This window comes from Candidatus Synechococcus calcipolaris G9, assembly GCF_029582805.1.
Taxonomy (GTDB): domain Bacteria; phylum Cyanobacteriota; class Cyanobacteriia; order Thermosynechococcales; family Thermosynechococcaceae; genus Synechococcus_F; species Synechococcus_F calcipolaris.
Genome location: NZ_JAKKUT010000002.1, coordinates 203,423 through 216,796, shown reverse-complemented (window position 1 = coordinate 216,796; position 13,374 = coordinate 203,423). Strand labels below are relative to the sequence as shown.

Here is a 13,374-nt window from a genome sequence, read left to right as displayed (position 1 = left end):
CGGTGCGCCCGTAGCTCAGGGGATAGAGCACTCGCCTTCTAAGCGATCGGTCGATGGTTCAAATCCATCCGGGCGCGTTCCCCTTTTTTCTTGCTAGTGATTAACTACTCTAAGCTACTTTGCTGATCATTTTTCAGGGCGATCGTCTACGTCCCAAGATCGTTTTTGTCCCATAGCCTGCTTGAAATCATGGAATATTCTCCAGCATGATCGCATATTCACAATGCTTTTGAGGATTATTCGATGTGCCCTTTAGAAAACAAAACCCGCAAATTCAGTTGAAATCCCAGTAAAACGTCTTCTCCAGAAATCGCAGTATCAAAAGAAACCATTTCAACCCCACCCCCACATCGATAAATCTCAACAGTTCTAGTTTTGGGGTTAATTAACCAACCCAGCCGACAGCCATTTTCGATGTATTCCTGCATTTTGGCTTGAATCGTTGCTAAATCATCGGTTTCCGAGACTAGCTCAATCACAAAATCAGGACAAAGGGGCGCAAACCCTTTTTGTTGCTCTACGGCAAGGGCATCCCAGCGATCTTGAGCAACCCAGGCCACATCAGGGGAGCGAATCGCACCATTCGGTAAGTGAAAACCCGTGGAGGAATCAAATACTTTGCCCAGTCGCTGCTGCCGATTCCAAAGGACAACATCGCCATTTAACTCCGAATTATAATGTCCACTTTGGCTTCCAGTAGGAGACATAGCAATTAATTCGCCGACAGCGGCGCGCTCGAACCTGATGTCAGGGTTAGATTTGACGAATTCCAGGAACTCTTCGTCGGTGACACGCAAGGTCTTCGGCAGGTGGACGGAAGGACTGACGATCATAGTACAAAATCGGGCAACCTAAAATAATTCTATGCGATCGCCCTAGGGGAACAACTCAGTCACCAAATTGGGACGAAGCATAGGGAATTGTTCTTCAGAGGCATCCCCAAAGGAAAGCAATGCTATCATTCTTTTACTTCTCTCATTATTCTCTTTACACTGTGTACTCATAAATTCATGGGCGATCGCGCAACTTATCTAGGAAAGGTCTATTTAGTTGGTTCTGGTCCCGGGGATCCGGGTCTGTTAACGGTGCGGGCAAAAACCCTATTAGAATGTGCTGATGTGGTTCTTTACGATGCCCTCATTAGTCCAGCAATTTTAGGTTTAATTAATCCCCAGGCGAAGCAAGTTCATGTTGGCAAACGTCGTGGGAATCATACCCTAAACCAACCGGAAATTACCCAGCTACTCATGCACTATGCCCAAGGGGAAGCGGTGATTGTCCGTCTCAAGGGGGGAGATCCCTTTATCTTTGGTCGTGGCGGTGAAGAATTTCTAGCCTTGGTTCAGGTAGGCATTCCCGTGGAAATTGTGCCTGGGGTGACTAGTGGTATTGCTGCCCCGGCCTACGCTCACATTCCCCTGACCCACCGAGACTACAGTTCCTCGGTTTTATTTGTGACGGGCCATGAAGCTATTGGCCGCTATCAACCCCGCGTGAATTGGCGGGCGATCGCCCAGGCTGTAGACACCATTGTCATTTATATGGGGCTGCACAATATCAAGGATATTTGCCAAGAACTTATAGCCGGCGGCCGAGATCCCCAAACCCCCCTCGCCTTTATTACCTCTGGTACCACGATCCATCAGCAAATCGTTACCACCCAGTTGGCCAATGCGGCGGCGATCCTGGAAACAACCCCCATCGAAACCCCTACCCTGATTGTGATTGGAACGGTCGTAAATATTCGCGAGATTGCCCAAAACTATGGAGATCAAATGGGTCTCAGTTAGGCAATAGGTAACTATGCGTAATAAATTATACTTAAGGGCACCTCGATTAATCGAGTTTTCAACGCTTAGGGTCTGCCATCAGTCTGTGCGAGTAACCGATCTTGCAAAAAAATAGCCACCAGCAGCCTTCTGACAAGGCTAAAACAGAACAAGTTTAGCTTAATTATCTCAGTTTTGTAGGTTTCAAAGCTGACGATCCTAGAGTGTTGTATTTTCAGTACACAAAGCGCTTCAGGAGGAAGATGAATGGCGAAACTGTGCGAGAGTACTTTCACGCCGTAGTATTAAAAACTTGATGCGCAATGGCTGGTGGTTTTTGAATCAAATTATTAGAGTATCAAAATAATAATCATTCAACGATAAATTGATGGGACAATCGAGACGCTATCAAGATGTATGCCAGCAGTGATGGATGCTTGACAGGCGAGAAGCTGATAGAATGCTTTGCCCTAAGCTTGACAAAAACCCTGAGTCGTCATAGTATGAACGTACCCTGTCTTGTGTACTTCTTATGTTTTCGACATCGTTTGATTTCCTGTTGTTGCACCCTTGCACAATCTGCTCATGTATTACTGTTTTATCTGTCACTATCCCACGCTGCCAGCAATTATTTTCACCTAATCCAACGCAGCAAAAAGCATTTCTATTTCAAGCCAAGAAACAAAGTCGACTTAAGCAAAGCGACAAAGTTTTAGCGATCGCCCATCAAAATCATTCGGGCCTCGCGCTGAATTCAATCTAGGCCCATTATTGCAGATTCCCGTTTACAGATTATGTAATGGGTCTAGTGATGTAATGGGTCTAAATTTAATATCTGAATAGGGCAAATACTAAGCCCTGCTTTGCTTTGACTGCATTTAGAACAAATAATAACACGCGACACATTGTCATCTAGCATAATGAAATTGAAAAAATTATTACAACAGTCAGATTACTATCTTTTCCTGTTGGGAATTGCTGCTTTTGGAATTGCCTTACTTCTCCAAGTGGACTGGCGGAATAGTCTCCCAAATCTATTAGGGTTGTGGCATCGTGGCCAAATACTTTTCCATCCTGGGGGCAATAATCTTACCTCCCTACTTTTGCCATCCTTTATTGCCGTTACTTTTACCTTTTTGTTGAAGGAGCTATTTCCCCGTCCCACATTTTTAACCCGTATGCTTGTCAGTGGGGGAATTGCTTTTCTAGGTATTCGTTATGAATTTTGGCGATTTTTTAGCAGCCTCAATTTAGATGATCCCCTCAATGGAACATTGTCGGTCATCTTATTTTTGGCGGAACTGCTTACCGTTGTGAATACGGTTTCCTTTTTTACCCATACGATCTTTTCCATTGACCGAACTAAAGAGGCAGATCGCCTCAGTGCAGCCGTGATCGATGGAACCTATCAACCAACGGTGGATGTGGTCATTCCCACCTATAACGAAGGAGTCGAAATTCTGCGGCGTACTGTGATTGGTTGCCAAGCCATGGAGTACCCCCATAAAACCATTTACCTTTTGGATGATACTCGGCGGCCGGCGGTGCGGGCCCTAGCGGCAGAATTGGGCTGTGAATACCGCGATCGCCCGGATAACCGTCATGCCAAGGCCGGTAACATTAACCATGCCCTGCCCTCTATCCATGGGGAAATAATGGTTGTCTTTGATGCGGATTTTGTGCCTACCCGTAATTTTTTAACCCGTACCCTTGGTTTTTTTCAGGAGGAAAATACAGCCCTGCTGCAAACCCCCCAGCACTTTTTTAATGAAGATCCCATTTCCGTCAATCTCGGACTCGAAGGAATTCTGAATAACGAGCAAAATTTATTTTTCCGCTATATTCAACCCAGTCGGGATTTCTTTAATTCCGTAATCTGCTGCGGAAGTTGTTTTTTGATCCGGAGATCGGCCCTAGATGAAATTGGCGGCATTCCCACCGACAGTATTACGGAGGATTATTTCACCTCGATTCAACTCCAGGCCCATGGCTACCGGATTAAGTATCTGAATGAGGCTCTATCTGCCGGTCTCGCTCCAGAAAGCATTAGTGCCTATATCAATCAACGGTTACGCTGGGGCCAGGGAACCCTACATCTGCTTTTTTCTAAGACGAACTTTTTTACCATTCCAGGTCTGGGTTTTCTCCAACGACTTTCCCATACCCTGAGTCTGATCTATTGGTTTTTAGCCATTCCTCGGGTCATTTTCCTGCTGATTCCCTTGGCTTTCTTACTTTTTGGCCTCGCTCCCCTGCGGGCAACCGTTAATGAAGTTCTCTATTTTTACTTACCCTACTATCTGGCTAATATTATGGCCTTTTCCTGGCTAACGGAGGGGCGGAGATCGGCCTTTTGGTCCGATGTTTACGAAACGATTCTTTGCGTGCCCATGACCCTCACCATCTTCCATACCTTCTTTTCCCGTAGTGCCAAGCCCTTTAAGGTGACTCCCAAGGGAGACGTGAATTCTCAAAATATTTCAATTAACTGGTTCCTGTTGCTACCTCTGCTGCTCCTTGCTGGTCTCGTTATTACTGGGATTGTTAGTCGTACCGTGGGCCTCCAAGATACCGTGGTCAATCCCGATAGTTTAAACATCAACTTAATTTGGTCAGCCTATAATCTATCCCTGCTTTTAATTTGTATCCTTGTGGCAATTGATGTACCCCAACGGCAACATACGCGATTTTTTCGCCAAGAACTCTGTGAATTTCAGGTGGGCCAAAATCATTTTCGGGGGCATACCCTAGATATTTCTGAAGCAGGAGCTCGCATTCTTTTAACCCACAAGATGTGTGATTCTCAGCCAAACTTCAAATGTCTACCGGATCAGGTGGGTCCGGCGATCTCCGCCTCGGCTTCTGCGATCCAGCATGATAATTATCGGGAAAATAATAATAAAAGAGTATTTTGGCTTTTAGACCCCAATCCCCTGGCTGATTTACCCATTGATGCTGAATTGCGTTGGCACAAGCGCAGGACTTCAAACCCTGAGAATAAAGTCTTGGCAAAGAATTCTCAGTCATCTGCCAACTACAGCGTAGAACTGGGCATTAGTTTTATTCACCTATCCTTACGGAAACAACGCCGCTTAATTACCTACCTTTACTGCCAACCTGGACAGTGGGGGGATATGAAAGTCCCGGAACACAAAACTGCCTGGGCCTTGATTCAATCAGTACTGCGGCTCCATCCCCTAGCGGAAAGTCGTTAAGATCTATCCTGGAAAAAGTCCCCCAATATGCGAGGCAAATAAATACACTTCAATGAGAATTGTTGCGATCGTTGATGCCCGACCCCAATTTATTAAGGCTGCGATTTCCATCGCTTGCCTACAGTTTGCCTAAATTTGAGGTACATCTAGGTATATTTAATAATTATTAAAAACTCTTGAACCCCATGCCTAGATTGGATGGTTAACCATTTTAGTTATTTTAGGGCTGTATTTTTCTTGCCTAATGGGATACCCCCAGGGGAATTCGAATCCCCGTCGCCTCCGTGAAAGGGAGGTGTCCTAGGCCTCTAGACGATGGGGGCAAGATTCAGCATTAACTATGCTATCTAAGGGAGGGGGACAGTGTCAACCTATAATTCTCCTGATCGTAGATCGAATGGGAGGGAAGGATCAATTCACAACTATCATGAATCCTTGATGGTCAATGCTTTTACCCCATTTTCTCGACGGGCTTTCATCAGGATTGCTCCTAAACTTGCATAGTTTTTTTCTTGCCCATATAAGCCATATTGTGGTTTACCGTCGATTTAGACCGAAGGCCCTATGTCCCCATCTTCCCCCATCGCTCACTCCTTCTCGATTGTGATGCCCCTCTACAATGTGGTTCAGCAACGGGGGCAAGCGGTTTTAGAAGAAACCTTTCGTAGCATTGCGGCCAGCTTGGATTATTTTCGAGGGCATTATCCCCAGGGCGATCGCATTGAAACGGAGATCATTATTGTCGATGATGGCTCTACGGATGGGACGGCGGAGGTAGCCGAGGGCTTTTGGCGCGATCGCGGTGATCATCAGATCATTCACTACCCTAGTAATGCTGGAATTGCAGCGGCGCGAAATACGGGGGTTAAGTTTTCCCATGGCGAGGTCTTGTTTTTCTGCGATGGCGATGACTGCTATATGCCTGAACATTTATTCTTGGCGTTTTCGGTGTTGAATCAACCCCTACCGCCCCAGTATCAGACCAGTCAGGGGGAGGAGTATTTTGGGGCCGTTCGCACTGGTATCTATTGCCGCGATCGCCTCCATGATCATTGGCATAATGCCCTAGAGCAAACCCTAGTATTAAATTTAGGGGTACGGCGGGACGTCCATGATTTCATTGGCGGCTTTCCCGAAGATGGCGTATTTAGTGAATTTCGCTTTGGAGGCGAAGATGTGGCCTATGCCCAATGGTTGCATCAATTTTGTCATACGGCCCGTTTAGAGCGCAAAACCGTCGAATATCGCCGTTATCCAGGCAGCTACTTTGATCGTCAGTTGGAGAAATTCCAATCTCCTCCCGGTTTGACCCCTAACTTAATGACAGCAACGGATTGGCAGCACCAACAGGAGATTAATCAACTGGTTGAAACAAGATTAAGCACTCTGAAGGGCAAACTAGCGATCGCGATTTAACTCTTAGGGAAGTGGGGGCAAATTTTGAGAATTTGGAAATATGAAATATTAAATTAAATGGGGGATTCAGGGTGGTTGCCCAATTCATTTTGTTAGGCTAGAAACTAGACGCACAGGGAAAAAGCCATGAATGAATCCCAAGAATGCTTGTATCTGGCGGCCCAAGCGGAAGTTAAAGCCTATCTCGCCCACTGGTTTCAATTAGGAAAGAAGCTTTACATTTTAGGGGGCCGTCAAGCCCTCTTACCCCAGCCCGTTATTGTCGGCGATCATTACAGTTCGTCCTTTGAAGCCTGCTGGGAATACATCATGTCCGGTGAGGCGGGGGATTGCTACCTAGAAGAGACTCAGGAAACCCTACAACAACTACTGAGCGATCGCTGGGAAATCACCCAATGTGCCCGCTGTCAAATGCCGGTTCCCTTGCCTAATCATGGATTACCTCCGGTAAGCTGCCCCTGTGCAAATCTAGACAACTGGCCCAATTTAGACTTGCCTCTGCCGCGATCTCCCGTCAAAAATCGAGAGCATCTAGGGGCGTTACAAAAACGAATCCAGTCTCTCTAACGGTAATCATCTATATCTTAACCCTAGAGACCCTAGAGACCTTCAATGGGAACCCCCAGAAAACTAGCAATTTCTGCCCCTTGGTTTTCCAGTTCTGCTAGGGCCACAGGGCTACCAATGCGAGTCAGGGGAATTTCACCCCGACCCTTTAGGCGTAGATAGAGTGCCCGCTTTGGATTGAGACCATCCTGGATAATGACCCGTATCGCTTGCACGTCACCCATGCGGCAACTGACTTCAATGCGACGATTTTTGCCGGGAAACCCCCAACGAAAAATCTGGATCATTCCCGTTTCTTTATTGAACTCATTAAATCCACCGCCAATATCCCAGGCGATCGCCAGCCAAAGGTAGGTTGCCAGCAGCAGGGCCGCCACACCATAAAACCCGATTGCCACCCCTTGGGGAATAAATACTAGGTCGATGGGATTACCAATGGGTAAAAGGTTAACGTGTAAATAACTCGATAGCCCAGCTAAAAAAAAGCCGATCCCACCAATGGAGACAATGACGGCCCAAAAATAATTACTGAACCGACGAGACCCCAAGACTGAATAGTGAAGAGTCGATTGATTCAACGAAGTAGAAGATGCCATGGATGAATCCTTAGGATGGTCAGAAACTTACAGGGATGGCCCCGTGAGGGCAATACAGTCAATTTCGACTTTAACCCCTTTCGGCAGCCGGGAGACTTCCACACAGGCCCGGGCTGGAGCCGTTGCTTCCGAAAAATAACGGGCATAGACCTGATTCATGGCGGCAAAATCATCTAAATTTGCCAAAAACACCGTTGTTTTCACCACTTGGCTCCAATCCGTACCCGCCGCCGTCAAAATTGCGCCAAGGTTGGCCATGACCTGTTCCGTTTGCATACCAATATCATCCGCTCCGACAATTACCCCAGTGTCTGGATCCAAGGGAATTTGCCCGGCCACAAACAGCCAGCCACCGGCCTGCACCGCTTGGCTGTAAGGGCCCACCGGGGCCGGAGCCGCCGCTGAATAGATGATCGTTTTCTTGGATGGATGGGTTTCATTCATGGGCTATAATTTATATCCGCCACACTACACCGATGACGGGCTAGCCGATTAACCTGCCCTCGGTATAAATTTTAGCCTTAAAGCGCACAATAGGGATACGGATGGCTCATGCAGTAGACAGTCTAGGGGCAAGAGAGAAGGTACGGCCCCCCCGTGATGTCAATCTATGACTGGACTTTTGGCAGATTTTTATCCCCTGGCGGCGATCGCCACCACCCCCCAGGGGTATCGCTGTCTTTCATCCCTGGCAACGGAAAAGGAAGTCACCCTCTGGATACCCACCCACTTAGGGGAGAAGGTGGCACTCATAGCCACGGTTGATCATATCCGTGTCTTTGAGGGTTCACTGGCAGACCATCTCCAGCGGATTTGGCCGCAGCAGCGGGGAATTATTTTTGCCATGGCCACCGGGGCGATCATTCGCTTAATTGCCCCCCTGCTATCGAATAAACATACTGATCCAGCCATTATTGCCATGGCAGAAAATGGGGACTGGGTCATTAGTCTGACGGGCGGCCATTACCGTGGGGGAGATCGCCTAGCAAGAATGATTGCTGCCCATGGGGGAGCCGAGCCTGTTTTGACTGGAGCCGCCAATGGTCGGGATTATCTGGCCCTAGATTGTCTGGGTCGTCCCTTTGGTTGGCGAAAAGGGATGGGAGCCTGGACAGCCTTAAGTGCGGCCCTGGCCAGGGGTGAAAACATTGCCATTTACCAAGAAAGTGGTTCAACCCTATGGCAATCCACCTATCCACCGGATCAACCCTTAGATATTTGCCCCCTTCCCTTTCCTGAGGAGTTAGCCGGGCCGAGTATATGGATTACTCACCGAAATATTCAGCCATCGTCCTCCCATTCGCCGATAGCGGTTTGGCATCCCCGCACCCTCTGGTTAGGCATTGGTTGTGAGCGGGGCACGAGCTTAAGGGTACTCCAGCAGGCAATCCAAAAAAATCTGGCAACGGCCGGTTTGAGTGAGGCGGCGATCTCCGGTGTGGCCAGCCTAGATATTAAAGGGGATGAAGCCGCCATTCTTGCCCTTTGTCAGGAAAATAACTGGCCCCTCCGCCTCTTTAGATCAGAGCAATTGGATGAAATTAGGGTTCCCAACCCCTCTCCCGTTGTGGCTGCGGAAGTGGGGACGGCTAGTGTCGCCGAAGCGGCCGCTATTCTTGCCGCTGATTCGGGAATGTTGATCCTGCCGAAACAGATCCATCGTCTGTCGGGGGAGCCGGGGGCTGCTACCCTGGCGATCGCCCAGAGTGAGGAAGAATATACGGGCCGTCAGGGCAAACTCTGGTTAGTGGGCATGGGCCCCGGGGCCTTAAGTCAACTCACCCAGGCTGCCCGCACCGCCATTATTGGGGCCGATGTCCTGATTGGCTATGGCCTGTACCTAGATTTGCTGGCTCCCCTCCAGCGGCCGGGACAAATCATGGAAGCCTATGCCATCACCCAGGAACGGGAACGGGCCCAACGGGCGATCGCCCTAGCGGAGTGGGGGTTGACGGTGGCGGTGATTTCCTCAGGGGATGCGGGCATCTATGGCATGGCGGGCTTAGTCTTGGAATTGTTACAAACCCAAGGCTGGAATGGACAGGATCCCAGTGTCGAAATTTTTCCTGGGGTCAGTGCCCTGCAAGCGGCGGCGGCTCGGGTGGGTACACCTCTGATGCATGATTTTTGTGCCATTAGCCTCAGCGATCGCCTTACCCCGTGGCCCGTGATCAGAAAACGCTTAGAAGCTTCTGCCCAAGCTGATTTTGTTGTTGCTCTCTACAATCCGCGCTCCCGCGATCGCCAGCACCAACTCGTCGATGCCCAAGAAATTTTCCAGCAGCATCGCCCCAGGGATACGCCCGTTGCCCTCGTCCGCTCTGCCTACCGTCCCGATGAAACCATTCACCTGACCACCCTAGGGGACTTTAATCCCGAATCTGTGGATATGTTTACGTTGGTTCTCATTGGCAATGCTAGTAGCTGCCAATACCATCACTGGTTTATTACCCCACGGGGCTATATCATGCAAACAGAGGGAGCCAAATCATGACTGAAACCACCACAATCCCAGACATTGGCAAACTTTTAGAGCGAATTGATCAGCGGCTGGATTCCATGCAGACGGATATTCAAGCCATTGATAAAAAGCTAGATATTCATATTGCCCGCACCGATGAGAGATTTAATACACTTCAAACAGAAATTCAATCCCTAGATAATAGACTCAGTGCACAAATGAAAGCCTTGGATGATAGGCTCAGTGCACAAATGAAATCCCTAGATGACAAACTTAGTACACAAATCAAAGCTTTAGATGATCGGCTCAGTGCCCAAATCAAATCCCTAGATGATAAACTCAGCGCAGAAATTAAAGCTCTAGATAATAAACTCAGTGCAGAAATCAAAGCTTTAGATGATCGGCTCACGGTTCAAATTAATGGGGTAGAGGCAAAACTGACGACCGAGATTGGGTCGGTACGCATTGAGATTAAAGCCGTAGACGATAAGGTAGAGGATCTTCGCACGAGCCAAAAAGCGACCGATGCCCGGCTCTGGGGATTTATTTCTGCATTACTCTTAGCCCTAACTGGATTCCTAGCGAAAATTACCCTCTTTGATAAGGTTTAGTATGGTTAGTGATGACTATGCCAGGCTTGATCAATGGCGGCATATAGGGCATCGGGTTCGCCATCATTCCAAAGAACATGATTTGCCTGGGCAATTTTTTCAGTGAGGGGCATCTGGCTCCTAATCCGGGCATTGGCATCCTCTAGACTCAGGCGATCGCGGGCGATGAGGCGTTGCCGTTGTAGGGATTCAGGACAGGCCACAACCCATATCTCTGTGACTAATCCAGTCATCCGCGCCTCAAATAGTAGGGGAACGACCCAGACAATAACCGGTTCCGCAATGGCTTGGGTGAGTTTAACTAGGCGATCGCCCACGTAGGGATGAATCAACTGCTCTAGCCAGGATCGCTCCCCAGCATCTCTAAAAATGATTTGCGCCAATTGCCGCCGATCCAACGATCCATCGCCTAGGATGATATTGCTACCGTAACGCTCAATAATAGCCCCATGGATCCATGTCCCCGGCTCCACCGCTTCTCGGGCCAGGCGATCGGCATCAAGGATAGGGAGACCGTAGGTACGTTGTAGATAGTCCGCCCCTAGACTCTTGCCACAGGCAATACCCCCCGTCAGGCCAATAATGCGCTGAGAAACCAAATTGTTTCCCTACACGCCACCCTGAATAATTACCGAAGGATTAATTAGGCGTACCGTGGCCCCAACATCTGAGGGAACCGTCGGCAAAAATCGCTGGTAGGTTGCGGTTTGTCCCGCCCCCAGAGTCGCAGGTTCAGGCACAGCAGAGCCAGTTTGCAAAATGGAACCATCCCGGGCCAATACCTCAAAATTAATCGACTGAATTGTGACGGGTTCACGATTACCATTGGTGACGGAGCCCACCACCTCTGAGGAACCGGGTAATTTGATCACTGGTTGGATGCTGGGACGACCGACTCGAATATTTTGCAAAAGCCGTTGTTCGATCACCTTTGGATCTTCTTCGTCGGATCCTAGGGCATCAGGAGAAGCAGCCATGGGGCCTGCTCCAGATAGATTTAGGAGTTGGTTCCACATGGCTTGGTTCATTCCCCACTGAGCCGGAGAATTTCCCACCACCACAATGTCCCCCGGAGCATTTTGGGCGACACTGGTGAGACCCAGAAAGGAGAAAGATATTACCCCCAAACCCAGGAAAAGCTTGCCCCCTGTGGAGATGAGGGAATGGGAAAAACGACCTAGGGATAAGATTGGTTTCATAGTGATAACGTAATAACGCCCCATTTGGCCCACCCCTTGATTCTACTGCAAATTTTTAGATGGCGAAAATGCCCTAACACCGCTTATTTGGCTGGCACATACGATTTACCTGAATGGAAGCCACCCCCTATCTATCCAGTGCTGGGCGATCGCCAGGTTCATATTTGGCTACTCTCCCTTAGGTCTGGTCAATCTCCCCAGGATCGGCGATCGCTTCTGACCCAATACCTGCATCCATACCTGCTAGAGCAGGGAGATTCGGAAACCAGAACCACCCTAGAAAACATTGCCCTAGAACCCATCACCCTAGAGCAAAATGACTACGGCAAACCCTATCTACCCCAGTTTCCCCTGGAATTTAATTGGAGTCATTCCGGAAACCTGGCACTCTTGGCCGTGACTCACCTAGCACCTCTGGGAATTGATCTGGAAATCCTGCGGCCCAGTCGATACCGGCGGGCGATCGCCCAGCGTTTTTTTTCACCGGAGGAGCAGTCATACCTAGAAAGGGCCCCATTGGCCCAAGCGGATCAGCGATTTCTTTCCCTATGGACTCGCTACGAAGCTGAGATGAAGGCCAGGGGACGAGGTATTTTTGCCCCCCCCACCCATGGGGAAAACCCGGCCGAAAATGATACTAAGACCCAGGAAGAGAGCTATATTCACTATATTCATACGTTTCAACCCCTGCCCCAGACCATCGCCAGTGTAGTTGTTCTCACCCAGCATATTCCCCAGCTAGTCTTCTTTGATGCCCGACAAGATGAGCATTCAAAATAATGAGTGATTCAGAGCAATTACAGCCGAATCATCGCCGTGATGTTTTCCAAGGGATTGTGGCGACAGTCACGACTAAAGGTATTTACCTGCCACACTTCCTGGTTTGTCCAATCAAGGGCCGTTAGCCAACCGCTGCGACGATGATAGGCCCCCGTATCAATATCCAGCCAGCCGACCCCCTGGGCTACTTGACCGGGATTGACCCCTGGCAATGTAAAGCTAATGGTATGGCCCGTAACAATGGTTTTATCGGCAAAATAGGGTTCGTCACTTTGGTGAAACAGGTCTCGAATCCAACAAAATTCCTGGCTGGTTTGCTCCCCTAGGGTTAGGGTGGGATCCACTCCCGCATGGACGAGCCACAGATCCCCTAAGTCAAAATAGAGGGGCAAGGTTTGCAGCCAACGGACATGTTCCCAAAGTAGATCCTGGGAAGTATAGCTGGCAAGGGTCTCCTGGCCACCACATCCACCCCAAAATAATAGCTTAGATGTATCTAAACCTTTTTGGGAAAAGGCGGCCATCATCATTTCTTCGTGGTTTCCCCGCAGGCAATAGTAGTCATGGTGACGGACAAGCTCTACCACCGCCGCACTATCGGGGCCCCGATCCACTAAATCCCCTAAAAAATAAATCCGATCATCTACACCGGGGGCGATCGCCTCAAGTAACTGACTTAAGGCCGCATACTGACCATGGACATCGCCAATCACAATTTGCCGCCCCCCTGGCTTGGCCTGGGACATGGATAGAACCTATT

Annotated in this window: 13 protein-coding genes and 2 tRNA genes; 8 read left to right on the top strand and 7 right to left on the bottom strand. The window is 49.0% G+C overall.

The window, feature by feature from the left end; genetic code table 11:
* The first annotated feature begins 4 nt into the window (after positions 1-4).
* Positions 5-77: transfer RNA gene (locus L3556_RS03750), tRNA-Arg, on the top strand.
* A gap of 159 nt (positions 78-236) precedes the next feature.
* Here the strand turns inward: L3556_RS03750 and L3556_RS03745 are convergent.
* Positions 237-833, bottom strand: coding sequence for a Uma2 family endonuclease (locus L3556_RS03745; RefSeq protein WP_277865969.1), 597 nt, complete (start codon positions 831-833; stop codon positions 237-239).
* 177 nt (positions 834-1,010) lie between these two features.
* Between L3556_RS03745 and cobA the strand changes: the two genes are divergently transcribed.
* Both cobA and L3556_RS03735 read left to right on the top strand, forming a co-directional pair.
* Complete coding sequence (gene cobA, locus L3556_RS03740) at positions 1,011-1,790, top strand: uroporphyrinogen-III C-methyltransferase (protein ID WP_277865968.1); 780 nt, start codon at positions 1,011-1,013, stop codon at positions 1,788-1,790.
* Between the two features lie 899 nt (positions 1,791-2,689).
* Positions 2,690-4,984, top strand: coding sequence for a glycosyltransferase (locus tag L3556_RS03735; RefSeq protein WP_277865967.1), 2,295 nt, complete (start codon positions 2,690-2,692; stop codon positions 4,982-4,984).
* A gap of 250 nt (positions 4,985-5,234) precedes the next feature.
* Here L3556_RS03735 and L3556_RS03730 read toward each other — a convergent pair.
* A tRNA-Glu gene (locus L3556_RS03730) sits at positions 5,235-5,307 on the bottom strand.
* A 241-nt stretch (positions 5,308-5,548) separates the two neighbouring features.
* Here L3556_RS03730 and L3556_RS03725 point away from each other — a divergent pair.
* Positions 5,549-6,400 (top strand): glycosyltransferase family 2 protein, encoded by an 852-nt coding sequence (locus L3556_RS03725; protein ID WP_277865966.1) that lies wholly within the window; start codon positions 5,549-5,551, stop codon positions 6,398-6,400.
* Positions 6,401-6,526: 126 nt separating this feature from the next.
* The gene (locus tag L3556_RS03720) at positions 6,527-6,967 is read left to right on the top strand and encodes a hypothetical protein (RefSeq protein WP_277865965.1); all 441 of its coding nucleotides are present in this window, start codon (positions 6,527-6,529) and stop codon (positions 6,965-6,967) included.
* Positions 6,968-6,999: 32 nt separating this feature from the next.
* Here the strand turns inward: L3556_RS03720 and L3556_RS03715 are convergent, their stop codons facing one another.
* On the bottom strand, positions 7,000-7,563 hold the full coding sequence (locus tag L3556_RS03715) for a photosystem I assembly protein Ycf4 (protein ID WP_277865964.1): 564 nt from the start codon (positions 7,561-7,563) through the stop codon (positions 7,000-7,002).
* A 27-nt stretch (positions 7,564-7,590) separates the two neighbouring features.
* Positions 7,591-8,007 (bottom strand): RidA family protein, encoded by a 417-nt coding sequence (locus L3556_RS03710; RefSeq protein WP_277865963.1) that lies wholly within the window; start codon positions 8,005-8,007, stop codon positions 7,591-7,593.
* Between the two features lie 166 nt (positions 8,008-8,173).
* Between L3556_RS03710 and cobJ the strand changes: the two genes are divergently transcribed.
* Complete coding sequence (gene cobJ / locus L3556_RS03705; protein ID WP_277865962.1) at positions 8,174-10,057, top strand: precorrin-3B C(17)-methyltransferase; 1,884 nt, start codon at positions 8,174-8,176, stop codon at positions 10,055-10,057.
* On the top strand, positions 10,054-10,635 hold the full coding sequence (locus L3556_RS03700) for a hypothetical protein (protein WP_277865961.1): 582 nt from the start codon (positions 10,054-10,056) through the stop codon (positions 10,633-10,635). Before cobJ ends, L3556_RS03700 begins: the two co-directional genes overlap by 4 nt.
* 5 nt (positions 10,636-10,640) lie before the next feature.
* On the opposite strand, the gene coaE is transcribed toward L3556_RS03700, so the two are convergent.
* Both coaE and L3556_RS03690 read right to left on the bottom strand, forming a co-directional pair.
* Positions 10,641-11,234: a dephospho-CoA kinase gene (gene coaE, locus L3556_RS03695; protein WP_277865960.1), complete on the bottom strand. Its 594-nt coding sequence runs from the start codon at positions 11,232-11,234 to the stop codon at positions 10,641-10,643.
* 9 nt (positions 11,235-11,243) lie between these two features.
* Entirely contained in the window at positions 11,244-11,834 is a 591-nt protein-coding gene (locus L3556_RS03690; RefSeq protein WP_277865959.1) for an FxLYD domain-containing protein, read from the bottom strand.
* An 87-nt stretch (positions 11,835-11,921) separates the two neighbouring features.
* Here L3556_RS03690 and L3556_RS03685 point away from each other — a divergent pair, with 87 nt between their 5' ends.
* Complete coding sequence (locus tag L3556_RS03685; RefSeq protein ID WP_277865958.1) at positions 11,922-12,614, top strand: 4'-phosphopantetheinyl transferase family protein; 693 nt, start codon at positions 11,922-11,924, stop codon at positions 12,612-12,614.
* A gap of 17 nt (positions 12,615-12,631) precedes the next feature.
* On the opposite strand, the gene L3556_RS03680 is transcribed toward L3556_RS03685, so the two are convergent.
* Complete coding sequence (locus tag L3556_RS03680) at positions 12,632-13,360, bottom strand: metallophosphoesterase family protein (protein WP_277865957.1); 729 nt, start codon at positions 13,358-13,360, stop codon at positions 12,632-12,634.
* Between the last annotated feature and the right edge of the window lie 14 nt (positions 13,361-13,374).